At 70.1% G+C, this 25,425-nt stretch carries 21 protein-coding genes and 1 pseudogene; 6 read left to right on the top strand and 16 right to left on the bottom strand.

The features are described 5' to 3' along the window. Positions 1-901 precede the first annotated feature (901 nt). From ACIBI5_RS53290 to ACIBI5_RS53255, 8 genes and pseudogenes are all read right to left on the bottom strand, one after another. A complete protein-coding gene (locus tag ACIBI5_RS53290; protein WP_397259367.1) occupies positions 902-1,633 on the bottom strand; it encodes a hypothetical protein in 732 nt (243 codons plus the stop codon). A gap of 339 nt (positions 1,634-1,972) precedes the next feature. Continuing rightward, on the bottom strand, positions 1,973-2,755 hold the full coding sequence (locus ACIBI5_RS53285) for a hypothetical protein (protein WP_397259365.1): 783 nt from the start codon (positions 2,753-2,755) through the stop codon (positions 1,973-1,975). Positions 2,756-2,955: 200 nt separating this feature from the next. Beyond that, positions 2,956-4,125, bottom strand: a complete 1,170-nt coding sequence (locus tag ACIBI5_RS53280) for an IS701 family transposase (protein ID WP_397259371.1) — start codon at positions 4,123-4,125, stop codon at positions 2,956-2,958. A gap of 234 nt (positions 4,126-4,359) precedes the next feature. Continuing rightward, positions 4,360-4,503: pseudogene (locus ACIBI5_RS53275) on the bottom strand (hypothetical protein); the annotation flags it as partial. Then, a complete protein-coding gene (locus ACIBI5_RS53270) occupies positions 4,485-5,186 on the bottom strand; it encodes a transposase (protein ID WP_397259363.1) in 702 nt (233 codons plus the stop codon). The pseudogene ACIBI5_RS53275 and the gene ACIBI5_RS53270, both read right to left, overlap by 19 nt. A 219-nt stretch (positions 5,187-5,405) precedes the next feature. Next, positions 5,406-5,906 (bottom strand): nuclear transport factor 2 family protein, encoded by a 501-nt coding sequence (locus tag ACIBI5_RS53265; RefSeq protein WP_397259361.1) that lies wholly within the window; start codon positions 5,904-5,906, stop codon positions 5,406-5,408. Between the two features lie 483 nt (positions 5,907-6,389). After that, positions 6,390-6,668 (bottom strand): hypothetical protein, encoded by a 279-nt coding sequence (locus ACIBI5_RS53260; protein WP_397259359.1) that lies wholly within the window; start codon positions 6,666-6,668, stop codon positions 6,390-6,392. A 248-nt stretch (positions 6,669-6,916) separates the two neighbouring features. Next, on the bottom strand, positions 6,917-7,267 hold the full coding sequence (locus ACIBI5_RS53255) for an endonuclease/exonuclease/phosphatase family protein (RefSeq protein ID WP_397259357.1): 351 nt from the start codon (positions 7,265-7,267) through the stop codon (positions 6,917-6,919). Between the two features lie 275 nt (positions 7,268-7,542). Between ACIBI5_RS53255 and ACIBI5_RS53250 the strand changes: the two genes are divergently transcribed. Beyond that, positions 7,543-7,803, top strand: a complete 261-nt coding sequence (locus tag ACIBI5_RS53250) for a hypothetical protein (protein WP_397259355.1) — start codon at positions 7,543-7,545, stop codon at positions 7,801-7,803. Positions 7,804-8,379: 576 nt separating this feature from the next. Here the strand turns inward: ACIBI5_RS53250 and ACIBI5_RS53245 are convergent. Beyond that, entirely contained in the window at positions 8,380-9,912 is a 1,533-nt protein-coding gene (locus ACIBI5_RS53245) for a phenylacetate--CoA ligase family protein (protein ID WP_397259353.1), read from the bottom strand. Positions 9,913-10,113: 201 nt separating this feature from the next. Beyond that, positions 10,114-13,497 carry a phosphodiester glycosidase family protein gene (locus ACIBI5_RS53240; RefSeq protein WP_397259351.1) on the bottom strand — a complete coding sequence of 1,128 codons (3,384 nt, stop codon included), beginning with the start codon at positions 13,495-13,497 and terminating at the stop codon, positions 10,114-10,116. 104 nt (positions 13,498-13,601) lie between these two features. On the opposite strand from ACIBI5_RS53240, the gene ACIBI5_RS53235 reads away from it, so the two are divergent. After that, positions 13,602-14,783 carry a cytochrome P450 gene (locus tag ACIBI5_RS53235; protein ID WP_397259349.1) on the top strand — a complete coding sequence of 394 codons (1,182 nt, stop codon included), beginning with the start codon at positions 13,602-13,604 and terminating at the stop codon, positions 14,781-14,783. Here the strand turns inward: ACIBI5_RS53235 and ACIBI5_RS53230 are convergent, their stop codons facing one another. Further along, positions 14,784-16,601: a PQQ-dependent sugar dehydrogenase gene (locus ACIBI5_RS53230; RefSeq protein WP_397259347.1), complete on the bottom strand. Its 1,818-nt coding sequence runs from the start codon at positions 16,599-16,601 to the stop codon at positions 14,784-14,786. A 111-nt stretch (positions 16,602-16,712) separates the two neighbouring features. Next, positions 16,713-19,601: a YbhB/YbcL family Raf kinase inhibitor-like protein gene (locus ACIBI5_RS53225; protein ID WP_397259345.1), complete on the bottom strand. Its 2,889-nt coding sequence runs from the start codon at positions 19,599-19,601 to the stop codon at positions 16,713-16,715. A gap of 179 nt (positions 19,602-19,780) precedes the next feature. Here ACIBI5_RS53225 and ACIBI5_RS53220 point away from each other — a divergent pair, with 179 nt between their 5' ends. Together ACIBI5_RS53220 and ACIBI5_RS53215 are read left to right on the top strand one after the other, a co-directional pair. After that, positions 19,781-20,446 carry a hypothetical protein gene (locus ACIBI5_RS53220; RefSeq protein WP_397259343.1) on the top strand — a complete coding sequence of 222 codons (666 nt, stop codon included), beginning with the start codon at positions 19,781-19,783 and terminating at the stop codon, positions 20,444-20,446. A gap of 341 nt (positions 20,447-20,787) precedes the next feature. Continuing rightward, the gene (locus ACIBI5_RS53215) at positions 20,788-21,510 is read left to right on the top strand and encodes a VIT1/CCC1 transporter family protein (RefSeq protein WP_397259341.1); all 723 of its coding nucleotides are present in this window, start codon (positions 20,788-20,790) and stop codon (positions 21,508-21,510) included. 161 nt (positions 21,511-21,671) lie between these two features. Here the strand turns inward: ACIBI5_RS53215 and ACIBI5_RS53210 are convergent, their stop codons facing one another. Beyond that, positions 21,672-22,925, bottom strand: a complete 1,254-nt coding sequence (locus ACIBI5_RS53210) for an MFS transporter (RefSeq protein ID WP_397259339.1) — start codon at positions 22,923-22,925, stop codon at positions 21,672-21,674. On the opposite strand from ACIBI5_RS53210, the gene ACIBI5_RS53205 reads away from it, so the two are divergent. Beyond that, positions 22,924-23,526 carry an ArsR/SmtB family transcription factor gene (locus ACIBI5_RS53205; RefSeq protein WP_397259337.1) on the top strand — a complete coding sequence of 201 codons (603 nt, stop codon included), beginning with the start codon at positions 22,924-22,926 and terminating at the stop codon, positions 23,524-23,526. The two genes, ACIBI5_RS53210 and ACIBI5_RS53205, sit on opposite strands and share 2 nt — an antisense overlap. Here the strand turns inward: ACIBI5_RS53205 and ACIBI5_RS53200 are convergent. Next, positions 23,516-24,103 (bottom strand): DUF1989 domain-containing protein, encoded by a 588-nt coding sequence (locus ACIBI5_RS53200; RefSeq protein WP_397259335.1) that lies wholly within the window; start codon positions 24,101-24,103, stop codon positions 23,516-23,518. The two genes, ACIBI5_RS53205 and ACIBI5_RS53200, sit on opposite strands and share 11 nt — an antisense overlap. A gap of 58 nt (positions 24,104-24,161) precedes the next feature. Here ACIBI5_RS53200 and ACIBI5_RS53195 point away from each other — a divergent pair, with 58 nt between their 5' ends. After that, positions 24,162-24,767, top strand: coding sequence for a TetR/AcrR family transcriptional regulator (locus ACIBI5_RS53195; protein WP_397259333.1), 606 nt, complete (start codon positions 24,162-24,164; stop codon positions 24,765-24,767). Here ACIBI5_RS53195 and ACIBI5_RS53190 read toward each other — a convergent pair. Next, positions 24,726-25,253 (bottom strand): hypothetical protein, encoded by a 528-nt coding sequence (locus tag ACIBI5_RS53190; RefSeq protein ID WP_397259331.1) that lies wholly within the window; start codon positions 25,251-25,253, stop codon positions 24,726-24,728. The two genes, ACIBI5_RS53195 and ACIBI5_RS53190, sit on opposite strands and share 42 nt — an antisense overlap. Next, positions 25,250-25,423, bottom strand: a complete 174-nt coding sequence (locus ACIBI5_RS53185) for a hypothetical protein (RefSeq protein ID WP_397259329.1) — start codon at positions 25,421-25,423, stop codon at positions 25,250-25,252. Before ACIBI5_RS53185 ends, ACIBI5_RS53190 begins: the two co-directional genes overlap by 4 nt. Between the last annotated feature and the right edge of the window lie 2 nt (positions 25,424-25,425).

Below are 25,425 nucleotides of genomic sequence, written 5' to 3'. Positions count from 1 at the left end.
CTACCCGCTACGACAAACTCGCCGTCCGCTTCGAGGCCACCGTCACCATCGCCGCCATCAACCAATGGCTCCGCGACTTATGAAACACGCCTTAGCCCACCCCCGCGGTGGGTGCCCGCCCAAGCATGGTGGCGAGTTCGCCCTGGCCGATCCGGCCACCTGGCCCAAACCCGCGGTGAGCACGCTCACCGACACCACCCACTACGGCAAGGCCGAAACCCGCGCCTGGGACCGGATCCACCCCCGGCTCCACCGCGCCTGGCTCGACCACGAGGGTGCGCTGCCGCTCATCGAGGGCACCCTGACCCGCCTGAAAGTCGAGCACCTGCCCGGCGACCGTGACGCTCCGCCAGTCTGGCTCTGGTCCTCCAAGACCGGAGTCACCAGCACGGGCGTGGATCGATGCTGGCAGGCGTTTCCTGCGCAGATTCGACCTGGAACACACCTATCGCTTTTGGAAGCAAACCCTCGGCTGGATTCGGCCCAAGCTTCGCGCCACCCAGGCAGCCGACCGCTGGACCTGGCTGCTCGTCATTGCCCACACTCAGCTACGCCTCGGCCGCCACCTGATCGAGGACCTGCGCCACCCCTGGGAGAGACCCGTCCCGCGCGGCCAGCTCACACCCGCCCGCGTCCGGCGCGGGTTTCGGAACCTCCGCCCGCTCCTCGCCCAACCGGCCAGCGCACCCAAACCCTCCAGACCCGGCCCGGGGCGCCCACCCGGCGTCCCCAACCGCCGCCCCGCGCCCCGCTACGGCGTCGGCAAGACCGTCAAACGCGGCCGTACTCTCGCAGCACTACAACAATCCGGACAATGAAGAAGAAGTTAGGCGTGTGAACATCCCGGCGCAGCCGAGTCGATTTCGTGCTCGGCCGCGCCGACGTGCCTGTGAGGTAGCGATCAGTCGGCCCGGTTGTCGGGGTCGGACCTCGTTCCCGTGTCGAACCTCGCCGTCACGGGCATGGTGCTCCAGTCGCTCACCTCATCGCCCCTGTCGACGCGCAGCAGCTGTGCCTGCATGGCTTCCATCAGCTGGTCGGCGCCGGGCAGGAACTCCGGGCCGTTGACGAAGTGCATGACGGCTCCGACGACGTCCTGTCTGTCGTCCTCGTCGAGGTCCTCGGCGTCGAACGGCCTCCAGCCCGTCGCGGTGGCCGCCGCGAGAAGGCGAGCGGGGTCGTGGACGTGCACCTCCAGCAGGCTGATCGTGCGTACGACCGGCCCTGGGAAGGCGTCGAGGCGGGCGTCGTGCGGCGTGCGGCTCTCAAGGTCGCCACCGAGGCCGGCCGAGTCGCGGCGGCCGCGCCGCAGGGACTCCCACGTGGCGGCGAGTTCGGGGGTGTCGGCCCAGGTCCCGTTCACGACATCGGCCAGCGTGCGTCGGAAGGAGGCGGCGGGCGCGTCGGGCAGAGCCGCTGCGATCCGCTCCGACTCAGCGCGGGCGGCGGGGCCCAGGCCGTTCTCCAGCACCGAGGAGAGAAGGTAGGCGGCGTGCTGAGCGAGGGCGGGGTCGGTGCAGGTCAGTACGGCATGCAGGGTCGCGGGCTGGCGAGAGCGCTCGACGAGGGCGTACACCCTGCTCTTGGCGCGGGTGTGCTCGCAGTGGAAGGCGCGAGGGACGGCAGAGGTCATGACGGGTTCTCCATCAACGTGAGGTACGTGGAAAACCGCTGGTGGGCGCGGTACGGCCACGCCCCCTGACGGAGAAGTCCTGCCCGCTGGTGCTGCTGGTACGGCCGGCTGCCCGGTTCGGTGTTCGCATCGTACCGCTTGGGTGTTGTTTCGGGTGACTACGCGTCGACTGGACCACCCGGGGCTGAATCGGTCGCAGGGGTGGGCTCGTGCGGGTGAGCGCGTCGCTCAAACGAATCGAACCACAAGACCTCGCAACAGCGAGCTGAGCAGGTCGACCACCCAAAGGCGTTGTTCGTTGTCCAAACGAGCGCAACGGTTTGGTGGATAAAGAACAAGCTAAGCTTGTTCTTTATCGTCCGGATTGTTGTAGGGCTGCGAGGGTGCGGCCGCGTTTGACGGTCCTGCCCACGTCGTAGCGGGGTGCGGGTCGGCGGCTGGGGATCCCGGGTGGACGTCCGGGGCCGGGCCGAGAGCGTTTGGGTGCGCCGGCCGGCTGGGCGAGTGCGGGACGCAGGTTCCGAAACCCGCGCCGGACTCGGGCGGGGTGAGCTGGCCTCGCGCGGCCGGTTTCTCCCACGGATGGCGCAGGTCCTCGGTCAGCCGGCGAGCCAGGCGCAGCTGGGTGTGAACGATGAGCAGTAGCCAGGTCCAGCGGTCGGCGGCTTGGGTGGCGCGCAGCTTGGGCTGGGTCCAGCCGAGGGTCTGCTTCCAGAAGCGACAGGTGCGCTCCAGATCGAATCTGCGCAGGAATGCCTGCCGGCAGCGATCCACGTCCGCGCTGGTGGCGCCGGTCTTGGAGGACCAGAGCCAGACCGGTGGGGCGTCACGGTCGCCGGGCAGGTGCTCAACTTTCAACCGGATCAGGGTGCCCTCGATGAGCGGCAGCGCACCCTGGTGATCGAGCCAGGCAGCGCGGTGCGTCAACCGGGGGTGGAGTCGGTCCCAGACGCTGGTCTCGGCCTTGCCGTAGTGGGTAGTGTCGGTGACCGTGCTCACCGCGGGTTCGGGCCAGGTGGCCGGATCGGCCAGGGCGAACTCGCCGCCGTGCTTGGGCGGGCGGCCACCACCTGGATGGGCTCGCAGGAACTCCTCGCGCGAGGGTGCCGGACGACGCAGCACCCGGTCGGAGCGGATGCGGCCCAGCAGTTCGACGGGCAGATCTTGCAGGACGTAGGCCGGACGGGTGATGTCCTAGTACTACAGTCTTATTTCGTGATGTTTAAGCCAGCGGCGCCAGTAGTGGCTGCTGCGGGCGCGGGCCTGGTGCTGGCGGCGGTGAGTGGACCAGGCGAGGGCAGAGTCGAGGGTGGTGGCGCGGGTCACGTGTGCCAGGAGACGACGGATCTCTGCTGGTGTGAGGCGGACCAGGCCGTGCGGGCTTTTGGGGCCTGGGCTGCGGTGATGGCGAGGTAGGCGTGGGCGAGCATGGCCAGGGTGATGTGCCGGTGCCAGGCGTCGAATCGCCGGACCTGATACTGGTCGAGACCGACCTCGTTCTTCGCGGACTGGAAACATTCCTCGATCGCCCAGCGGGCGTCGGCCACTCGAATGAGTTCGGCGATCGTGGTGCCGGCGGGGCCATGACACAGGTAGTAGGCGATCTCCAGTTCTCCCTTGGCGTTGGGCGTCAGGGAGCGGCGCGCCAGCAGCCATCGCCGGTAGCCGGGCTCGGTCTCGAAGTGCACCGTGGCCAGAGCCCAGTCATACAGCCGTGGGCCTTTGGCGCCGTTCCCGCACGACAGGCGTTTCCACGCCTCGGCCGGAGCGGCGGCGACCTGGGTGTCGGCGCGAAGGTCTCCCGGCAGACCGCACGCGACGAACTGGTTCTTGGGGACGGCCACGACGTAGCCGATGCGGCGCTGTTCCAGGAACCTGCGGAACTTGCTGTCCAGGCCGTACGCCTCGTCCGCCGTCGCCCATGACACCGGTATTCCCGCCTGCAGGGCGCGGGCCATCATCTGCCGGGCCAGGACCGGTTTGGTGGCGAACTCGACCTCGTCGGGAACACCCGCCTCACGGCAACGCGGCCGGTCCTCGGTCCAGGACTTGGGCAGGTACAACTCGGCATCGATCAACGCCCGGCCCAGCGGGCAGGCATAAGCGAGGAACACCCCGAGCTGGCAGTTCTCCGTGCGGCCTGCGGTCCCGGAGTACTGCCTCTGCACTCCAGCCGACTTGGCACCCTTCTTGATGAACCCGGTCTCGTCCACGATCAGCACCGCATCTCGGTGACCGAGATTCTCCACCACATACTTCCGCAGGTCATCCCGCATCCCACGAACGTCCCAGCGGGCACTGCCCAGCAACCTTTGCATCCGATCCGGCTGTCGATCCCCGGCCGCCTCAGCCAACTGCCAGCCGTTCTTCCGCTCCACCGGAGCCAGCAGCCCCGTCACATAGGCCCGCGCCTGACGGCGCGGCTCGACCCGACCGAACCGCCCCGCCACTCGCCCGAACAGCGCGTCCAACCCCGAAACCCACACCTGCAGATCATCAGCAGTCGTCACAGGAGCACACACTACATCCAAACAATCACAAAGTCTGGTTGTAGTACTAGCCGGCGTCGGCCACGATGAGTCGACCTGGAGCCGGATAACGGGGCCCTCGATGAGGGGCAGGTCGCCGGGGAAGTCCTGCCAGGCGGCCCGGTGGGTCAGGATGGGGTGCAGCCGGTCCCAGGCCATCGCGGTCGCGCTGCCGTATCGGGTGGTGTCGGTGACGGTTTGTGCGTGAGGGTCGCCCCAGGTGGCGGGGTGGCCGAAGACGAACTCGGCGCCGTGCTTGGGGTAGCGTCCGCCATCGGGGTGGGCCCGGTCGAACTCTTCGCGGGAGGGAGCCGGGCGGCGCATCACCCGATCGGCGCGCATCCGACCGAGGATCTCCACGGGCAGGTCGGCCAGCAGGAACGCCAGGCGGGAACGTCGTAGCCGGCGTCCAGGACGATGAGGATGGCGGGGTCGCCGTCGGTGTACTGGTCCGCTTCGATCAGGCGCTCGACGACCTGGCGCAGTTGGTCGGCGCTGACCTGCGCCAGGTCGGCGCCGGGCTCCAGACGGATCGCATCCAGCAGCGCGGTCCAGGAGGTGCGACCGGTCTCCAAAGCGGCGACGATGGAATACGGCCAGCCGGGGATCATCTGGTGCTTGGTCTTCTCGCTGCGGCCGTAGGTGTGGCAGAACGACCGGTCCGGGCTGGTCGCGGCGTCTGGTCGCAGCCAGGGGCTGACGTCGGCGGCCAGCACGATCCGCCCGTCGGCAGCGCGTGGTAACGGCCGCGCGGCCAGCGACCGGCGCAAGCGGCCGATCTCGATGCGGCCGTGGTTGACCCCGTCATGCAGGGCACCGTGGCCACGCCGGTGCTCCGGCGCCAATGCCGGGTCCACCAGCGTCTTGACTGGCCCGTCGGTGCACAGCACAGCCTCGGCCAGCTCGAACAGCTCATCGGCGCGCGCGGTCAGGCATTGGTAGAACTCCTGGCGGAAGCCCGACAGCGTGGTCAGGCCGCCCTGGTCGGAGCCGGAAGCGGGGTTATCCGCTCGTCTTGCCGTCACGCGTGCCAGAGTGGACATCGCGGTCACCGCCTCGCCTCGGAGACTTTGCACGAGCCCGAAGATGAGACGGTGACCCTCCCACGTCACGGCGACACACCGTATCGCGATAGCCACAATCCGCTATGCGCGATACGTTACCTGAGCTGCCGGATGCGGCAAACGCGAAGATCGGGCGAGACGCTCAGGGAGTGGTGAACCCCTCTGGATCGCCCGTCCTGGTCACGTGTCATCGCTATCGGGCTGACAAGCCTCAGCGATGGCCTGGGGATCCCAGTAGAACGGACGACACTCCAGCATGCGTCCATCCCGCACGGTGATCAGTTGCACGATCAAGGTGTCGACTTGTTTGCCGGTGGATCGGGCCCGAAACCGCACCCGATTCCGCACGACGACGGTGTTCGCATCCCCCCAATGCTCCTGCTCCAGGAACTCCATCGACTCCCAGACCTCACTGAAGACGGCCAGAAATCGCTCCATCTCCTCATGTCCACGCCAGATCCCGGTCCCGGTGAACGGCAGTCCTGGAGCCTGGTGAAGCACCACCTCCGGGTCCAGCAGAGCAGCTACGGGTTCATAGCCGGCCTTACCGAAACCACCCGCAGCCACGTACGCGGCCTCGGCCGCGTAAAACCTCTCCATCACCGTCCACGCGTCCGCAGCTCGCGGCGACCTTGACTGATCCTCGCCGACCTGGACCTCTGACGTCCTTATCGTGCTCATGATCCGAGTGTTTCGGGCATCCCGGATCCCTGCTGGCGTGAATCGGACCTCTCGCTCCCCCTGGGTCTTAGGACTCCGCGCACCACGAAGGATGATGACGATCACAGCTGGCCGACGAGAGGTTAACCGACAAGCTAAGCGACACGGCGAGACGCCAGGCCGTGTCCGTCTCAGTCCTTGCGCCCTCGTCGACCAGGCGCTGCACTCGGGCCAGCGCTTCGCGCACGGCTTCGAGGGTGGGCCGGCCGGGCAAGTCGCCCATGGCCTGCCGGCTCACGTCATTCACGCCTTCGGCCGCCACGCGCACGGGGTGAAGCGCGGCGATGACGTCGAGGCGGGTGGGTGCCCTCCATGCAGGTCACCGTACACACATATCGAATGTGCGTTCGATAGGTTTCGATGATGTGGGCGGGCACTCGCTAGCCAGGCCCAGTTACGGTACGCCTCATCCCGCCGGGACCACCAGAACCACAGTGATGGGCATTACCAGTTGATCCACATCCACAGCTGCCATTGGGGGACACTCCCAGCGACGAACCTGCACTCGTAGGGGTGGACGGATCGGCGACCGTCCCTGTGGCATGCGCGCTCACCGAAGATGTCGGGGTAATACCACCCGTTGTAGCTCCAGTGCCCTGCGGCGCTGCTCGACGGGGCGGTGGCCGGCGCCGCGGCGGCCGGTGCCGAGCCCAGCAGGGCGGGGCCGGCGGCGATGGTGAAGGCCGTCCCCGCGAGGGCGAGACCGCGTTTCCAGATGGACATGAGTTCTCCGATCGTCTTTCCCGGTCACACCGTCTTGTGTCACCAGGTCCATGGCCGTGAGGCTCGCAGGCCGCGCTCACCGCGGCCTCACTGGCTCAGGGGGTGCCCTATGGACCCCTCCAGGGCCCCGGAGGGCGTGATCGAAGTCGGACTGGACCGACGTCAAAAGAGCCCGTCCCCACTGGGGGCGGGCTCTTCCTCACGGCTGCGTGAACGGCCGGCGTACCCCTCACTCGGAGCGCTCATCCTCACGGCCTGAGGTCCGCCCAGAAGGCATCGTGATCGCTCCATGGGCCCATCGAGACCGTCCCGGTGGCACCGGTGGCGAGGAAGCCCCAGCCGCCGTTGCGGGTGAACACGTGCTGCCGGTTGCCGTCGCTCTTGCGAGTGAAGCCGGGTACGTTACGCATGCAGTTTTTGAGTTTCCGCTGCTCATCGTCGTTGTCCCACCTGAGGTTCATGTCGCCTGAGATGATCAGCGGCCCCCGGGAGGCCCAGGTGTTGGCCGTCTGCAGCAGTTGCGTGCACTGCTTCTCGCTCGTGACGAACCCGAGGTGGGTACCGCACACCGTGAAACTCCGCATCTTGCGGCAGCCCATGATGCGCAGGCGAGGGCCATGTCCGGTCGCCGGGCGCAGAGCCGTCGGCCGGACACCCACAACACACCCTGCCGAGACGAACGGCAGAACTGCAATGACGCGGGTCTTTCAAGCACGCTTGAAAGACGTCGAGCCGGCCAGGTGACGTTTCCTAGCGTGGACCGTGAACGCTTCATTGATCAGCGCTTGATCGATCAGCTCCACAACACCGACCCCCGTGTTCGTGGCCGAGCGGCGCACCATCTACGTGATTCATCGAGCCCGAGGAGAAGATCATGCAACCGCACCTGGTGAAGTACTTGGCCGCGCTCCTGACCGGCCTCAGCCTGACCCTGGCCCCCGCGCTTCCCGCCTCGGCGCAGGGCAACGACACGAGCTCCGCACAAGCCGTGATCTCCGAGGAGTACGTGGGATGGTTCTCCACCCGGCAGAACTGCTCGGCGGTGGGCCAGGACTACGTCCGCCATAACGGGGCGAGCGGGTATTCCTGCAGGCCGCGCGCCAACGGATACGACCTGTGGGTGTCCTACAACTGACCCTGCATCCGCAAGCTGCACGCGCACACTGACCGACCGCCTATCAAAGGCGGTGCGAGTTGGAGCCAGAATTCGCTGACCATCCACCATGCCATGGTCGGGGCGAACGGCCAGTAGACGTACTTCCCGGCGCGCGAGCTGTTCGCCAACTCGACCGTCGTATATCCCGTGCACCGATCCTTCCCTGGATCAATGATCCGTGGTCAATGACCGCATCCAGGTCAAGGATTTCGGCACCACGTACTGCGGCGGCACGAACGGGAATCTGCACGCGTTCGCCAGACCCTGATTTCCCAAGAGCTCCTGCGAGGAATTCAGCGGCCCCCAGGTGTCGGGCGGAGGCGTTCCTGGGGGGAGTCTAAGGGCGTCATGTTGGGTCTGGCCGGTCATGCTAATGGTCCGGATAACCGTGGTACTGGAAGCGTAGCCGTACAACGCGAAGACGCCCCGCCTTTCCCCGCCGAAGCGGGAGAAGGACAGGGCACCGTGTTTCGACACAACGGCAGCAATTGCTGGACGGCCGGCGACCCGGCCACCCAGGGCAGCGCTTCTGGGGTGCCATCCAGGTCGACAAGCTCAGACGAGATAGACGTTCTTCATCTTGGTGAACCCGGCGAAGGGGCCTTCGCCGGGTTCGAAGAGTTTTACGCGGAGGTCGGCCGCGGTCGGGTCCTCCTTGAGGGATTCGGCGAAGTCGCGGGAGACGTGGCTCAGGTGGGCGACGACGCCCTTGCGGCAGAGGTCGGTCAGCGCCTCGTGGTCGGTGGTGGCGTCCTCGCGGAGTTCGATGTTGATGACGGGGCGGTATTCCAGGCCGGGTAGTTCTTCCAGTGACAGGCAGAAGCGGGCGATCGAGGCCGCGTAGGGGTTGCCTTGGTAGAGGCCGTATTCGACGTCCTGCGGGTACAGGTTGGCGCCCATGTAGGAGATGGTCGAATCCTTGCGGCCGAACAGGAACAGCAGCGGCAGGTTCATGCGCTCGTCGGTCCACATGCCCGCGTAGTCGGCGCCGAGGGCGCGCTTGACCTCGGGGAGCGTTCTCAGCAGGGCCTCGTCGCCCACGTTGTAGCGGAGTTTGGGCTGCAGGCAGCTCTTGGTGTTGATCGTGCACAGGAGTTCGCCGGAGTCGTTGACCTCCAGGAACGTCTCCAGCGGGTTGTAATGGAAGATCATGGGGAGGCGTTGCTCGTCCGGGCCCAGCAGGGTCTCGCGCAGGTGGCGGTCGGTGGCCAGACGTTTGCGGAGCCGTACCGTGAAGCCGGTCTCCGCGCCCATCCCGATCGTGAGGTCGCTGGCGCCGTAACCCGAGCGGACCTCTTCGAAGCGCTCCTCCAGGTAGTCGCGCAGCGCCTCGGTCATGCCCTCGCCGCCGACCATGCCGCGGATGCGGTAGTCCGTCCAGGGGAAGCCGTCCGCGTCCAGGCGGTCGCGCAGGTGCTTCAGGAACGGCGGGTACGCCGCCACCACGTAGTCGTAGCCGGGGCCGAAGTGTTCGAGGGTGTCGGCGATCTTCTCCAGGTCGGGGCCGGTGTTCTTCACCATGGCGATGCGGGCCATCGCGGTGCCCGTGGTGGTGCCGGTGGCCCAGGCGCCCATCGAGTACGCGTTGATCACGAACAGGCGGCGGCCGGGGAAGACCAGCTCGATGTAGCCGGCGGCGTTGCGGTAGATGCCCTTCAGCTCGCGCGGGCCGCGCACCCAGTTGTACGGCTTGCCGCTCGAACCCGATGACTCGTCCACGATCACGCCCGGCCGGTGCAGGCGGCCCTCCTGGCAGCGGCTGCGCTCGTCGTAGGCGCCGGCGTAGTTCTGCTTGGTGGTCTCGGGGAAGTCGGCCAGGCGCCTGGCCTGCCCGGCCCCGCGTTCGCGCAGGAAGTCGCGGTAGGCGGGCACGTCCACGGCGGCGAACTGGCAGGCCACGCGGGCGTGCCGGGCGGCCAGCCGGTCGAGCGCGGGATGGTAGGAGCGGGCCACGAACTTCCACACCGCCGGGTGCATGGCGCCGAGCCGGTAGGCGCCGGTCAGCAGCCACGAGTAGGCCTGGAGCCGGGCTCTGCGCCAGTGCTGGCGGGGGGTGAGCGGTCCCAGACGCGGACTCAGTCGGGTCATGGCCGGTTAACCTAGCGAATCGCGATTGATGATCGCTTGATACGCACTGTCACGAAACAGCGGAGAACGCCCGGCGGCCGCGGCAGCCGGGCGTTCTTGTCGCCGTCGAGAACGGGGTCGGGGTCAGAGATCAGGGGTCAGAGATCAGGGGTCAGAGGCCGGGATCGGGGTCGGGGTCAGAGGTCGAGATCAGGTCAGGGGTCAGGCGGCGGCTCTGGCGGCCAGGGCGACCGTGGCCTCGCGCTTGACGCCGTTGACCGTCACGGCCACCACGATCGAGCCTTCCCGCAGCGCGGTCAGGGTGCCGGTCGCGGGGTCGAGCACGGCCTTGTGCCACGGCCGGACGCCGGAGCGGGCGCCGACGTGCAGCGCGGGCGAGCCGCTCCACGACGCCGAGACCGGGTAGGCCACGGGCACCTGGCGCGCGCCCTGCTTGACGGCCGCGGTGACCGCCGCCGGTCGGCCCACGGCCACGGTGGCGGGCGCGGTCAGCGTGAGCTCGTCGACGTGCGGGCGTACCTGGGTCCCGATCCACGCGGGCGCGTCCACGAACCAGTTGCGCCGCACGTGCTCGGCCTCGCGCGGGGTGACGGGGTCGACGCCCCACAGCGACCAGCCGGTGAAGCCGCCGTCGTCGGGCGCGGTGGCCGGGTTCTTGCCGGAGTTTCCGTTGATGAAGTACGGCACCGCGTCCACCCGGGAGGCGTGGAAGGTCCCGACGTGGGCCCCGATGTAGGCGGCGCCCTTGCCGGTCTCGCGCTGGAAGTCGGCCAGCCACTGTTCCACGAGCGCCGCTTCCTTGCGGTCGCCGAGCTGGCTGCCCTTGCCCGGCGTGGGGTCGCGCGGCGGCACGTGGAACAGCACCGCCACCGACCCGATCGCCGGGTCCTTCGCGGCGGCGTCGAGCCGCTCGCGCAGCAGGGCGACCTGGTCGAACCCGCCGCCGCGCACGTTCAGCCGCGAGGTGTCGAGGGTGACGAACCGGGTGCCCTTGTGGTCGAAGCTGCGGTAGGTGTCGCCGAAGACCGCCCGGAAGTTGTCGATCTTGCCGCCCATCACCTCATGGTTGCCCGGGATGTACTGATATTTCAGCTCCCCGCCCAACTCCTCATCGAGGATCTTCTTGGCCAGCGCGAAGTCCGCCGGCGACGCCTCGTCCACGAGGTCGCCGTTGATCAGCAGGAAGTCCGGCTTCGCCGCCTTGATCTCCCGCAGCGTACGGCGGGCGTTGCGCACGATGTCGCTGTCCGGGTCGCGCGCCACGAACTGGGCATCCGACATGACCGCGAACCGCCAAGGCATCGCCTCGACCGACGCCTTCACCACCGGATCGGCGATCTTCTCCGCCGGCGGCGCCTGCACCGGCGGCGGCACCTTGGCCACGAGCCCGTCGATGAGGATCTCGTTGGTGTACGAGGCGTCCGCCTTCGTCTCGGCCACGTAGAACCGGCGCAGCTTGAGCGGGTAGGACACCCCGGGCGGCACCTGGAACTCCACGTACTTCCACCCGGTCCAGGTCAGGTACGGCCCGCGCAGGATCTGCGACTGCCCCTGGGCGTCGTAGAACTCCAGTGAGGGCCACTCCCCCTTGCCGGTGGAGTTGATCCAGAGCCCGAACGCCTGCGGCTGGCCGGGCACCACGATCTGCTGCGGCGGGCTGGCGTACGCCGCCCGGGTGGCCGTCGACTGGGTGAAGTCGTAGGCCAGCTTGAGCCCGCCGCCGCTCTGGCCGGGCGCGGCCGACAGCGAGCCGGTGGCCCGTGCGGCGGCGAAGGCCCAGGAGCCGGCGTCGTCGAAGGTCGCGACGCTCTGCTCCTCGGTGCCCACAGTCACGGGCACGGCGGTGGTGATGCGGCCGACCTTGGCGGTGATGAGCCCGGCGCCCTTGTCCTGCTTGGCCGTCACGGTGAAGAAGCCGTTGGGGCTGGGCGTGACCTCGAACAGCGCGCGATCGTAGCCGAGCGACAGGTCGCCCGGCTCGATGGGCGCGGAGTTGCCGTTGCGGTCGTAGCCGACGAGGCCGAACGTGCCGGTGGCCTGCGCGGCTGCCAGGCCGACCCGGTCGGTGGTGGCGCCGAGGCGGGCCAGCGGCTGGAGCACGGTCAGCTCCAGCGTGCCCTTGGCGTCGCCGCGGGCCGCGGTGACGGTGGTCTGGCCGGGGACGAGGGCGCGGAAGACGCCCTTGTGGTCGACGACTCCGTGCACGGCCGGCTTGGAGCGCCAGCTCGGGGTGCCGGTGGCGGGGCCGTACGTCTCATCGAAACCGGCGGCGCTCAGCCGCCGCGAGAGCCCGGGGAAGACGCGGTCGGGGCGGCCACCGGCGACGGGGCCGACTCCGGGCGCCTTGGCGGGGTCGCTCACGGTCTCCAGCCAGAAACCCTTGAGCCTGCCGCTGCCCTCGGGGGCGTAGAGGGCCAGGCCGTTGGGGACGGGGCGCTCGCCGCCGTCGGAGGGGCTGTTCTCGACCTGGGGCTCGGCGGCGCCGGGCTCGCGGGCGAGCATCGTGGAGGAGCCGCCGCCGTCGAGGTTGAGCGCGTTGTGGGCGCCGAGCTCGATCATCATGGCGGCCAGCTCGTTCAGCGTGACGCCGCGGCTGTCGGCCTGGCGGCCGTCGACGGTGAGCAGGTACATCTTCCTGCCGTCGGCGGAGAAGCCGACCGCGGTGCGGGGGTGCGCCGCCTGGTCGGTGGAGTTCTGGACGGCCCCGTCCTTGACCAGGACGTAGTTGCCGCCGATGGCGGTCTCGACCTGGCCGCCGTCGGAGGGCTTGGGCTGGTACCGAACGTCGATCTTGTCGCCGGGCTTGAGCACGGCGAGGGCGTCGGCCCCGGCGTCCCTGCCGAGCAGGATCGTGGTGCCGGCCGGGATCGGGCCGCCGCCTGCGGTGGTGCGGACCTCGGTGACGGCGCCGCCGGTGAGGACGACCTCGGTGACCTTGGCCGCGCCCTCGACCGCGCGGGCCCGCGGGTGGCTGCCCCACAGCGGGGTGAACAGGCCCACGCCGTCGTTCTGGATGAGCTGGTTGAACTGGGTGAGGGCGATCGGGCTGCCGGAGCTCGCGCCCTGCGGGGTGGCGCTGCCCTCGAAGTACATCTTGAGCACGCGGCCGACGCCCTCGCCGGTCAGGGCGACCGCGTTGTTCCAGCCGCTGGTGGGCGACTGGACGAGCGTGCCCTTCTGGACGCCGATGCCGAGCGCGGCGCCCGAGCGGTTGATGTCGAAGAAGTCGCCGTTGACCGCCGCGACCGCGCGGGCGCGCTTGGCGGGGCCGGACAGCGGCTCGGTCTTGGAGACCTCGCCCGAGTTCAGGTAGCCGGCCTTGACGCCGCCGGACAGGTCCGCCGACAGCGCGTCGGCGCGCAGCCAGCCGGCCGCGTCGTAGCGGTCGAAGGCGGTGAAGGTGATGCCGGGCGCCACCGGCCGGGTCTTCTTGGCCGTCTCCAGGTGCTTCGGGGCGGGGGCCGCGAGGAGGGTGGAGGCGGGCGGGTAGGACGACGCGGGGGGCGCGTCCTCGATGGGGGCTTGGGGATCGAGCGCCGCTGTTAACACCAAGGCCGCGGCGGCCACGACATTGAGGGTGATCACGCCCCGAACTCAATCGCTCGCGGATATAACTTTCAAGACCCAGGGGTGAACTAAAAGAAAATTTCATCGTCCGAGATGGGGAGGTCTGGGCGAAGATGGGGCCTGTGGATCTCCAGGCCTTGTACCGCGACCCGTTCCCCACCTACGAAGCCGCCCGGCGCGAACCGGGTCTCACCTTCGTCCCCGAGCTGCAGGCATGGCTGGTCTCCCGGTACGAGGACGTGCGCGAGGTACTCGGCCGCCCCGAGGACTTCTCCTCCGAGGGCGCGCTCCGGCCCGACCACCTGCCGCGCCGCGCCGCGCTGAGCGAGCTGGTCAAGGGCTTCGGCGGGCGGCCCGCGGTGCTGAGCAGGGACGGCGAGGAGCACCGCCGCCTGCGCAAGCCGCTGGTGCGCGGCCTGTCGCCCGCGCGCGTCGCCACCGCCGCGCCGTTCATCGCCCGCCGCGCCGCCGAGCTCGTCGGCGCCTTCGCCGCCGACGGCCGCGTGGAGTGGATGTCGGCGTACGCGCGGCCGCTCGCCGCCGACGTCATCGGCCACCTCATGGGCCTCGACCCCGCCGACGTACGCCCGGCCGTCGAAGCCGGGAACCGGGCCGAGGACCTGCTGTTCCAGCCCATGACCGACGACGAGCAGGCCGCGGCGGCCCGCGACATCGTCCGGCTCCAGCACCTGCTCGACGACTACGCCCGCGCCCGCAGGAAGGAGCCGCGCGACGATCTGACGACCGAGATGGTGCGGGCGCTGGCCCCCGGCACCGCCCTGCTGACCACCGAGGAACGCAACGAGATCGTCTCCAACCTGCAGAACCTCCTGCTGGCCGGGCACCTGACCACGACCGCGCTGATCGGCTCCGCCGTACACCATCTGCTGCGGGACCGCGCGCAGTGGGAGACGTTGTGCGCGCGCCCGGAGCTCATCCCGGCCGCGATCGAGGAGACCGCCCGCTTCGAGGCGCCCGTGCAGGGCTTCCGTCGTACGGTCACCCGCCCGCTCACCTTCGCCGGCACCGAGCTGACGGCCGGAGACGCGGTCTTCGTCTCCTACGGCTCCGCGGGCCGCGACGGCGCCGGAGAGTTCGACATCACCCGGCCGCCCGCCCGCCACCTCGGCTTCGGCCACGGCGTGCACGGCTGCCCAGGCTCGCAGCTGGCCCGCGAGCAGCTGCGGATCACGCTGGAGGAGCTGATCCGCAGGCTGCCGGGGATCCGGCTGGAGAGCCCCGAGGTCACGATGGCGCCGACGTTGATCCACCGCGCCCCGGAGGCGCTCCATCTGGTCTGGTGATCAGCGGGTGCCGGTCACCTTCCAGATCTTGCCGTTGGCCTTGGACAGCACGAACAGGTCTCCCGCGCGGTCCATGCCGAAGCGCAGGTCCACGCGGGAGGTGCCGGCCAGGGTCTGCATGGTGACCTGGTTGCCGGCGGCGTTGTAGATCTTGAGCTGGTGCAGCGGCGCGAGGTCGGTGCCGCCGCGGGTCATCTCGGTCTCGCTGGTCGCGAAGATCCAGCCCTGCACGAGGTCGCCGAACAGGTACCTGCCCTGAAGGGCGGGCAGCGCGGCGCCGCGGTAGACGAAGCCGCCGGCGATGGCCCGGCCGAGGTCGCCGGTGCAGCCGGGCGGGCCGTTGTGGTCGTAGGCGGCGACCGGGTAGGTGTAGCCGAACCGGCTGTCGTCGGCGGGCAGCGGGTAGAGGTAGCACGGCTCGTTCCGGTCGAAGCGGAAGGCGCCCTCACGCTCGCTCCAGCCGAAGTTGTCGCCGGCCCGCACGTCGTAGACGGCCTCGATGTCGTGCTCGCCGATGTGCCCGAGGAACATCCGGCCGCTGCCGCCGCGGTCCCAGCTGAAGCGGTGCGGGTCGCGCATGCCCAGGGCGTAGATCTCGCCGAGTGTGCCCGGCCGGCCGGCGAACGGGTTGCCGGGCGGGATGCCGTACCGGCCGTTGGCGCTGTCGTTCCCGCGCGGGTCGATGCGAAGGATCTTGCCGAACGGCTGGTTGCGGGCCTGCGGCACGGTGCCGCTCGTGCCCCTGCCGCCGTCGCCGGCGGCCACGTAGAGCAGGCCGTGGTCGGGGCTGCCCGGCGCGGCGTTGGGGTTGAAGTCGATCTGCTGGATCCCGTGGATGTAGGTGCCGAAGCCGAGGCGGAGCAGTTGCCTGCGGGTGCCGCTGAAGACGGGCGCCGCGGGGTCGCTCGCGGTCCACTCCGTGACCACGCTCTGCACGACCGCGCCGGACTGCGTCCAGTCGGCGCGCTGGGTGCTCAGCGCCTGGAACGCCTCGCTGTGCGCGGTGTAGAAGCGGCCGTTGGCCGCGAAGTCCGGATGGAAGGCGACGAAGCCGAACCCGCTGCCCAGTCCGCGGCCGGAGAAGAAGTCACCGCCCACCGCGGCCCTGAGGTCGAGGTACACGCCGGGTGCGCCGCCGCCCGCGGGCAGGGTGTAGAGCCTGCCGTTGAGGTCGGGGACGTACCTGCGGCCGTCGGCGAGCTGGCCCAGGTGGTTGATCCGGGCATGGCGGCGCAGTCGGGAGTCGGTGGGCGAGGGCACGGGGTCGGTCTTGGGGAACTGGGCGTACTCGGTGAGGACCAGGCCGAGGCCGGACTGGATGGGGTTCTGCGGGATCGGGTCGGCGATGGGGCCGGTGCCGCCCCCGTCCTGCGCGCCCTCGGTCAGGGCGTCGACATTGGGCAGGCCCGCCGCGGTGGTGGCGGTGAGGCGGACGCTGTTGGCGCCCTGGGCGAGGCCGGCGGCGACGGTCTCGTTGTTCCACGTCGTCCACGCGCCGGTGCCCTCGAACCGCATGGTCTCGATGGCGGATCCGTTGATCGTGAGCGTGGCCGGACGGGCGGCAGTCGTTCCGTTGGCGTACCTGAAGGCCAGGTTGGTGTCACCGGTGCCGTTCACCGTGAACTCCACGTACGCGCCCGCCGCGTTGGCGCTGTTGACGAAACCGGTGCCGGAGAAACCCGCGTGGTTGCTCTCCACCACGCCGTTGCCGATGGCCGCGCTCTCGGCCTCGTAGACGACCGAGGCCGCGGATGCTGTCTGGCCAGGCCAGACGAGCATGCCGGCCACTAAGATCATGACCAGCGTCGTTCTGTGCATGGGGACCCTTTCCCGCGAAAGATGGGATCTCTTATGTGAGATCGCTTCCCACTCCTCCGATGTTTCGAGGGGCCGGAGGCGAGTGCCTCCGGCCCCTCCTTGTCGCTCAGGTCAGCGGGTGGACGCGTTCGAGTTGCCCGCCAGCTTGGTCGAAGCCAGGTCACGGGCCAGGATCGCGGTCTCCACCGCCGCCACCGACGAGCCGGAGGTCACGCCCGGCAGCGTCGCGGTGTCCAGCGCGTAGAGCGTGAACTCGTACGTGTGGGTCGAGCCGCCGGGACAGGGCCCGAAGTACTGCAGCGACTTGTTGCCGCTGCTCATCGCCTTCTGCTTGGCCGGAGCCTGGTTCGGCACCTCGAACCCGAGCCCGAGTCCCTCCGGCAGCGACGACTTGGCGGCGGGGATGTCCCAGATCGCCCAGTGCTTGCCGCCGTTGGCCGTGTCGATGAAGGTGATCGCGTAGCTCTGCGTGCCGGCCGGCGAACCGGACCAGGCCAGCTGCGGCGAGATGTCGTTGCCCGACACCCCGTCCTGCGCGCAGGTGAACCGCGCCGGGATGGTGCCGTTGTTCGCGAAGGCCGTACTGGTCAGCGCGAACGGCGGGCCGGCGAACTTCAGCCTGACGATGTCGTTGTCGATGGTGCTGGGGGTGCCCCCGTTCTTGTCGTTGTTGGTCGAGGTCAGCCAGAGGCCGCCGTCGGGGGTCTTGACCACGGTGCGCAGCCGGCCCCAGTTGCCGTTGAAGAAGGCGCGCGGGGTGTCGGTCGTGTTGCCGGTGATCTTCATGACCCACAGGCGCGAGCCGCGCACGGCCGCCATGTAGATCCAGTCGTTGACGATCTCCAATCCGCTCGGGGAGGCGCTGGAGACGCTCCACGTCCTGACCGGGTTGACGTACCGGCTGTCGCCGCAGGTGCCCTCACAGGTCGGCCAGCCGTAGTTCTTGCCCGCCTGGATGATGTTGAGCTCGTCCCAGGTGCCGTCGCCGAACTCCGACTCCCACAGCCTGCCCTGGGAGTCCCAGGCGATGCCCTGCGGGTTGCGGTGGCCGAGGCTGTAGACGCGCGGGGCGTTCGGGAACGGGTTGCCGGGAGCGCCGGCGCCGGTCGGCGTGACCCTGAGGATCTTGCCGTTGAGCGAGTTGAGGTCCTGCGCCCTGCTGCTCGTCTGGGCGTCGCCGGTGGTGATGTAGAGCATCCCGTCCGGGCCGAACTTGATCCGGCCGCCGTTGTGGAACTTGGCTTTGCTGATGCCGGTCACGACCGGCTCGCGGGCGCCGATGGCGTTGTTCTCGTACGTGAAGCGCACGACCCGGTTGTCTCCGGACGCGGTGTGGTAGGCGTAGACGTAGTGGTCGGTGGCGAAGTTCGGCGACAGCGCGAGCCCGAGCAGGCCGCCCTCGCCGACGGTGCCGACCGCCTCGGTGATCTTGCCGACCACGGTCTTCTGGCCGGTGGCCGTGACCCGCACGATCTCGAACCGGTCGCGCTCGGCGACCAGCGCGCTGCCGTCGGGCAGGAAGGCGATGCCCCACGGCAGGTCGAGCCGGGTGACGTCACGGTCGAAGACCGGGTCGCCGCCGGTCGCCTGCGTCGAGGTCCTGACGTTCAGCGCGGGGCTCTTGGCCGAGATGTTGCCGTTGGCGTCGAAGGCCTCGACCTGGAAGGAGTACTGCGTGTTCTGCGTGAGCCCGTCCGCGGTGGCGGTCAGGTCGGGCACGGTCGCGAACTTCGTGCCGTCGCGGTAGACGTGGTAGCCGGTGACCTCGACGTTGTCGGTCGAGGCGGCCCAGGCCAGCGTGATGCTGGTGGCGGCCACGTTGGTGGCGCGCAGGTTGCCCGGCACCGTCGGCGCCTGGTGGTCGTCGCTCGGCGGGGTGGTGAAGGGGACGTTGTTGCTGGCGGGCGAGCCGTTCCCGGCCGCGTCGTAGGCCAGCACGCTCAGCACGTAGCCGGTGTTCGGCGTCAGGCCGGTGACCGTGGCCGTGGTCTGGTTGCCGCCCACGGTCTTGATCACGTTGCCGCCGTTGTAGATGACGTAGCTGGAGACGCCCACGTTGTCGGTGGAGGCGTCCCAGGCCAGGTCCACGGCGCTCGGGCGGACCTCGCCGACGACGCGCAGGTTGCCCGGCGCGGTCGGCGGTTCCGGGTCGGGCGGCACGGTGGTGCTGATCCGGTCGAGGTTCGGCCCGCCGTTCACGGTGGTGGCGGTGGCCCTGATCTTGTTGGCGCCCGCGATGAGCGAGGCGGTCACGGACTTCTCCACCCACGTGGTCCAGGCCCCGGTGCCGGGGAAGCTCACGTTCTGGGCGGCGCCGCCGTTGGCGGTGATGGCCATGGCCCGGTCGGCGGTGGTGCCGTTGGCGAAGCGGAACTTCACCTCGTAGTTGCCCGCGGTGGGCGCGTTGACCGTGAACTCCACGTGGGAGCCGACGACGTTGTCGTAGTTGACGAAGCCCGTGCCGGTGAACCCGGCGTGGTTCGACTCCACCACGCCCTGGACGATCGTGGCGTCCTCGGCCTGCAGGTCGGAGCTGGGCGCGGCCACCTCGACGTCGACGTAGTCCAGGTTGGGGTTGCCGTTGGCCGTGGTGGAGGTGATCCGGATCTTGTTGGCGCCCGCGCTCACGGGTGCGGTGAGCGTGGAGGTCGCCCACGTGGACCACGCGCCGGTGCCGTTGAACGCGCGGGCCGCGGAGACCACGGTGCCGTTCACGGCGACGTCGGCGGCCCGGTTGACGGCGGTGCCGTTGGCGTAGCGGATGGCGATCTCGGCCTGGCCCGCGGCCGCGGCGGTGACGGTGAACTCGGTGTAGCTTCCGGCCACGTTGTCGCCGTTGACGAACCCGGCACCGGAGTAGCCCGCGTGGTTGGATTCCACGAGGCCCTGAGAGATGGTGGCGTTCTCCGCTTCGTGGCGGGTCGGCGCGGCCGAGGCAGGCACGGCCGCCACCACGCTCATCAGTAACGCCACCACAAGCGCGCCGGCTAACACGCGCATGGATCCTCCTCGATGGGGGGTGATAGTTAGGAAAACTTCCTAACTCGTATTGATGGGATCACTCCCCACCATCACTGTCAAGCGAGTTGACTCCGTTGCCAAGACCTCCCACCACTGGCATCTCGCGCGACAGGAGCGCAGACTGGAAAGACAGGCGAACGTGGAGTAGTGGAGCATCCGTGGACAACCACCTCGACCACATGCCGGTTCTGTCGCGAGGCAGGCACCGCAATCCGAAACGCGGCGCGTGCTTCATGGAACTGGCTTCCTACCTGGCAGGAGAGCGCTGGAGCGACCATCCGGCCTGCACGCACCCGCTGCTGGCCGCGCTCGCCCGGCTCGTCAACGACAACACCGGCGACGAGAACCGCAACGGCCTCGCCGAACTCGTCCCGTCCATCATCGGGCTGTCCAGCGACGACCTGCGGGTCGACGCCACGATCGCCCTGCGCTGCGCGACCACCGCCCTGCCCGTGGCCGCCGCGGAACGCCAGCTCGCGCTGGCCGTCTCCGTACTGGCCGCCGAGGAGATGCTCGCCCGGCTCGACGGGCGGCCGGCCGGTCAGCTGTCGGCCGCGAGCCGGCGGGCCATGGACCAGGTCCCGCAGACGGCGCGCGAGGCACGCAGGTTCAGCCGGGCAGCGCGGATCACCGAAAAGGGCTTCCGCCGGTACGCGGCGCCGAACGCGGTGCAGTTGTCGGTGGTGGGGATCGTGCAGGCGTGCATCCCCCATCCCGACCAGGTGCTGCGAACGTTGCTGGAGTCGGCCATAGCGGACTGCCGCCGCCTCATCCCCACCCCCACCCCCGGCCCCCACCTCCACGCCATCCCCGCCCCGGCCTGACCCACCCCCACGCCCCCGGGCCCGCCCCTCGGCGGCCCCGGGCCCGCTCGACGCGCCTTCGCCCTCATCGCCGTATCGCGCGATGGGGGCGAGCTCGCTTCCGGGCCAGGCAGCCCCGTGACCGCCTCTCCGCGCCCCGAAAGTCCTGCGGGTTGCACCCGGCGTCGCGGGCTCGCGGTCTTCCCCTTCCGTGCGCCGCGTGTGCCGGTTTTCGGGAAGATGTTCGCGTCATGGTGTCACCATCAGGTCTTCCCGCAGGTCAGGCTAGCCTCCCCTTCGTTGCGGATCTTCCTGAAATATGCCTAGATTTGGCGACAAGGTGTCATCATGTGGAGGAAATCATGACTGTCGAGCTGGCCGCGCCGTACTCACCAGAGAGACATCGTCACCACCGCGATGTCACCGGCGGGTGGTTGCGACCGGCGGTGTTCGGGGCGATGGACGGGCTGGTGTCCAACTTCGCGCTGATCGCCGGAGTGGTCGGCGCGGCGGGGGCCGGGCGTGGGGCGGTGCTGGCCGGGTTCGCGGGCCTGGTCGCGGGGGCGTGCTCGATGGCGGCGGGCGAGTACACGTCGGTGAAGTCCCAGACCGAGCTGATGCGTGCCGAGATCGCCGTGGAGCGCCGTGAGCTGGCCCGCGACCCGGAAGGCGAGCAGGCCGAGCTCGCCGCCCTCTACCGTGCCCGCGGCCTCGCACCCGATCTGGCCGCCAAGGTGGCCGCCGGGCTGTCGGTCAACCCGGAGCAGGCCCTGCGCGTCCATGTTCGTGAGGAACTCGGCGTGGATCCTGACGATCTTCCCTCGCCGTACCTGGCCGCGGCCTCGTCGTTCGGCGCGTTCGCGGTGGGGGCGCTGGTGCCGTTGGCGCCGTTCCTGTTCGGGGCTTCCGGAATGGTGGTGGCGGTGGTGCTGAGCCTGCTGGGGTTGTTCGGGTTCGGGGCGGTGGTGGCGCGGATGACGGCCCGGCCGTGGTGGCTGGGCGGCCTGCGCCAGCTCGCCCTGGGCGTCGCGGCCGCATCGGTCACGTTCGGCCTCGGACATCTGCTCGGCGTCACGGTCTCCTAGCCGGTACGGCTCCCGCCCAGCTCCCCCGGGGCATGGTGACCCCCATGCACCGTGTCCCGGGGATCACCACCACGGGCTCCGGGCGCCCGTGCCGCCCCTGGGCACGTGGGCGGCGCGGTCATGGCCGGGGCGGTGAGGCCGGGGGCCGCGCCGCGGGGTGGTCACTCGGTCATGGCCGGGGTGCGGCGGAGAGTCGGGGAGAGGGTGGCCACGGCGCAGCAGACGGCGAGGTAGCCGCAGATCACGAGGATGGCCGTGACGGGCCCGGCGTACTGCGTGAGGACTCCCCCGAGCAGCGGGGCCAGCGGCGTGACGCCCATGGTGGCGACGTTGAGCAGCGACTGGACGCGGCCCTGCATGTGGTCGGGGACGGATCTGGCGACCTCGACCACCAGCGCGATGTTCAGCGCCGGCGCGACCAGGCCGGTGACGAACAGGACGCTCGCGGGCCAGTACCAGCCGAGCGGCAGCACCATCAACGGCAGGGCGACCGTGAGGAACCAGCACCCGGCCAGCATGAGCGCGCCGGTGGGCAGCGACCTGATGAGGCGGCCGGAGATCGCGGCGCCGATCAGGCCGCCGACGCCCAGGGCTGCCATGACGACGCCGACCTGTTCCGGGGCGCCGACCAGGACGATCAGCGGGATCGTGGTCGCGTTGAACGCCAGGTTGACCGCCAGGACGAGGCCGCAGACGGCGCGCAGCAGGCGGCGCTCCCACATCCAGCGGACGGCTTCGGCGATCCCCTGGTACATGCTCTGGCGCGGGGCCTGCTCCTCCGGCCGCCGGGGTACGCGCACGAGCGCCACGCAGACGAAGGAGACCACGTAGGTGAGCGCGTCGACGACGAAGGGCAACGCCCGCCCGACGGCGAACAGGAGGCCGCCGAGCGGGGGCCCGGCCAGTTCGGCGGCGTGCTGGCGGGTCTGTTCCTGGGCGTAGGCGCCGGGCAGCTGCTCCTTGTGCACCAGGGTCCGCAGGGAGGCGGCGTGGGCGGGTTCGAAGATCGCGCCGGCGGCGCCGTTCACGATGGCCACCGCCACCAGGTGCGGCAGGACCAGGCTGTCGCTCACGGCGGCCAGCGCGACGCTCGCCATCGTGGCGGCGCGGACGAGGTCGGCGCCCAGCAGGACGCGGCGCCGGTCCCAGCGGTCCACGAGCACGCCGGCGGGCAGCGCGAAGAGCATCCCGCTCGCCAGGCTGACCGCGCTGATCAGCCCGGCCTGGCCCGGTGAGCCGGTCAGCGCCAGGACCAGCAGGGGGTAGGCCAGCAGGGTGAGGGTCGAGCCCAGTCCCGAGGCGGCCGAGCCCAGCCAGAACAGCTGGAAGCGGAGGTTCTTTCTCAACGGCTGCACAGTCGACGACAATAGTTGTACAAGAATCCTTGTACAACCTTTCCAGTAGGGTGACGGCATGGAACAGGCTCGCCGCCACCTAGGTCCCAAGGACGCCGGCACGCTCAAGGCGCTCAGCCACCCCCTGCGGATGCGGCTGCTCCTGCTGGTGCACGAGGCGGGCCCGGCCACGGTCGGCATGCTCGCCGAGCGGCTCACCCAGCCCGTGGGCGTCGTCAGCTACCACATGCGCCAGCTCGCGCTGCACGGGCTGGTGACGGAGGTGCCCGAGCTGGCGCGCGATCGGCGCGAGCGCTGGTGGCGCCTGGTGCCGACCGAGAGCGTGTCGATGACGCCCTCGGAGTTCGCCGACGACCCGGTCGGCCGCGTCGCCTCGCGGGCCACGATGCTCCAGCTCATCGACGCCACGGCCGAGCGGATGCGGGAGTGGGTGAACGGCATGCACACCTGGCCCCCCGAGTGGCAGGACGCCTCGACCCTCGCCCGCAAGGGCCCGATGCGGCTGACCGCGCGGGAGCTGAGCCGCTTCGACGAAGAACTCGACGACCTGGTGATGCGCTACCAGTCGCTGGGCGAGAACGCCGGGGACGATCCGGCCGAGCGCCGTCCGATCGTCTTCTTCTGCTACACCGAGCCGATCGGCCCGCCGATCAGCGAGTGACCCGTACGGCCAGCGGCGTGCAGACGTAGTCGTTGGTCGGCCAGTTGTCCACCGAGCACGAGGTGAGCACGAACCACAGGTCCCGCAGCGCGCGGAAGGTGACGCTGTCACCCGCCTTCGAGGCCGCCGTGCCGACGGGCAGGGAGCCGTCGGGCCGCGGCGGGGAGTTCTGGAAGAGGTTGACCGGATCGGGCACGACCGGCAGCGACAGGCCCGCCGCCGACACCGCGCCCAGGAAGTTGTCGTGGCAGTTGGGGTGCCCGAACAGCCCCTCGGCCTCGTACAACGGGGCGTTGCACGGCGGGTAGAGCATGTCGTGCGGGCCCGGCGAGGTGTCGGCGACCAGTTCGAGCATGGGCTCGCCGGCCTGGTCTCTGAACGCCTCGCCGGTCTTCGGGAACAGGCGCTCCAGCCGGTCGCGGGTGTGGGCCGTGGACAGCCAGCGGTGCGGAGCGGCGCCGTCGACGGCCCACATGTCACCGACCTGACGGCCTTCCAGGTCGACGACCTCGATCAGGCTGCCGCGCGCCACCTCAAGCGCCCGGCCGGTCTGGGGTTCAATGATCACGTTTTCCATGGGGACCAGCCTACGGTAACTTGTTGTACGCACGTTCAATTAACACGGGAGGACGGCATTGAACGAGGCCGTGGCCGGCACGGACGGGCGCAAGGCCAGAGGAGAGCGGCGCCGGCGGGAGATCATCGAGGCCACGCTCCGGGTGATCGAGCGCGAGGGCGTCGCCGGGGTGACGCATCGCTCGGTCGCGGCCGAGGCGGGCGCGCCGCCGAGCCTGGCGCTCTACTACTTCGCCACGCTCGACGACCTGCTGGTCGCGGCGCTGACCGCGGCCTCCGGCGAGTACGCCCGCCAGCTGCGCGCCATCATCGACGACGGCCGCGACGGCGTGGACGGCCTGGCCCAGCTCATCTCCGACGCGGCGGGCCCCGGCCGCGCCCGCGCGCTGGCCGAACGCGAGCTGACCCTGCTGGCGACCCGCCGCCCGGCGCTGCGCCCCGTCGCCGGGCACTGGCGGGCCACGGTCGCCGAGGTGGCCCGCCAGTACACCGACGACCCGATCCTCATCCGCTCCCTGGTCGCGGCGTCGGACGGCGTCTGCGCCGGGGTCCTGCTCGAAGAGAACCCGATCCCCTACTCCGAGATCCGCGCCCTCCTCCGCCACGCGCTGGGGCTCCACGGCTCAGGCGCGGACCAGCACCCGTCCCTCGGGCATGAAAGCTGACAGCTGCCACGTCCACGTGCCCACCGTGACGATCTCCGCGCTCCCCTGCAGCGGCACCGGGGAGTCCCGCAGCCACGACAGCGGCGAGAGCGCCAGCCCGCCCGGCGGGATGACCACGCTCTCCAGCGGCGTGCGCACCGTGGGACCGTCGGCCTCGTCCAGAAGGCTCGGCACCCACGTGGGCGGGCCGGCGAAGCGCGCCAGCGCCACCGCGCCTTCCGGGGCGGCGGAGTCGTGGCGGAGCGTGCCGGCGGGCAGCCAGGCGTGGTGGCCGGGCGCGTAGGTGACGCCGGAGACGTGAAGGGCGCCCGCCAGGATGACGAACTCCTCCCCCGCCAGATAGTGGCCGCGCGGGCGGCGTTCCCACCCGGCCGGGAAGCGGACCACGGACGTGGCGCCGTGCAGACGGGCCAGGCGGACCGGCAGTGTGGAGCCGGGAATGTGGAACTCGGGCCCCGGCGCGGCCGTCAGCAGGTCGATCATCATCCCAGTCTCCCGTACGCGGGGACGGCCGCCTCCATCTCCGCCACTCCCCCGAGGCCCAGGCGGCCGGCCCAGCAGGGCACCCGCACGACCAGCCGGAGCGCGGCGCCGCCCTCGGAGCCGGCGTGAGGCACGGGGTGCGGGCGGACGAGGTCGAGGAGGGGTTCCGTCACGG

It is taken from the genome of Nonomuraea sp. NPDC050540, from assembly GCF_044457485.1.
Lineage (GTDB): Bacteria > Actinomycetota > Actinomycetes > Streptosporangiales > Streptosporangiaceae > Nonomuraea.
Note: the sequence above shows the minus strand (reverse complement) of the source record. Positions and strands in the feature narration are given on the sequence as shown.

Coding starts and splice junctions, on each gene's coding strand:
- ACIBI5_RS53290 (WP_397259367.1), bottom strand. CDS start 1,633: ATGACCTCTGCCGTCCCTCGCGCCTTCCACTGCGAGCACACCCGCGCC.
- ACIBI5_RS53265 (WP_397259361.1), bottom strand. CDS start 5,906: ATGAGCACGATAAGGACGTCAGAGGTCCAGGTCGGCGAGGATCAGTCA.
- ACIBI5_RS53260 (WP_397259359.1), bottom strand. CDS start 6,668: ATGTCCATCTGGAAACGCGGTCTCGCCCTCGCGGGGACGGCCTTCACC.
- ACIBI5_RS53255 (WP_397259357.1), bottom strand. CDS start 7,267: ATGGGCTGCCGCAAGATGCGGAGTTTCACGGTGTGCGGTACCCACCTC.
- ACIBI5_RS53250 (WP_397259355.1), top strand. CDS start 7,543: ATGCAACCGCACCTGGTGAAGTACTTGGCCGCGCTCCTGACCGGCCTC.
- ACIBI5_RS53245 (WP_397259353.1), bottom strand. CDS start 9,912: ATGACCCGACTGAGTCCGCGTCTGGGACCGCTCACCCCCCGCCAGCAC.
- ACIBI5_RS53230 (WP_397259347.1), bottom strand. CDS start 16,601: ATGCACAGAACGACGCTGGTCATGATCTTAGTGGCCGGCATGCTCGTC.
- ACIBI5_RS53225 (WP_397259345.1), bottom strand. CDS start 19,601: ATGCGCGTGTTAGCCGGCGCGCTTGTGGTGGCGTTACTGATGAGCGTG.
- ACIBI5_RS53215 (WP_397259341.1), top strand. CDS start 20,788: ATGACTGTCGAGCTGGCCGCGCCGTACTCACCAGAGAGACATCGTCAC.
- ACIBI5_RS53205 (WP_397259337.1), top strand. CDS start 22,924: ATGGAACAGGCTCGCCGCCACCTAGGTCCCAAGGACGCCGGCACGCTC.
- ACIBI5_RS53210 (WP_397259339.1), bottom strand. CDS start 22,925: ATGCCGTCACCCTACTGGAAAGGTTGTACAAGGATTCTTGTACAACTA.
- ACIBI5_RS53200 (WP_397259335.1), bottom strand. CDS start 24,103: ATGGAAAACGTGATCATTGAACCCCAGACCGGCCGGGCGCTTGAGGTG.
- ACIBI5_RS53190 (WP_397259331.1), bottom strand. CDS start 25,253: ATGATGATCGACCTGCTGACGGCCGCGCCGGGGCCCGAGTTCCACATT.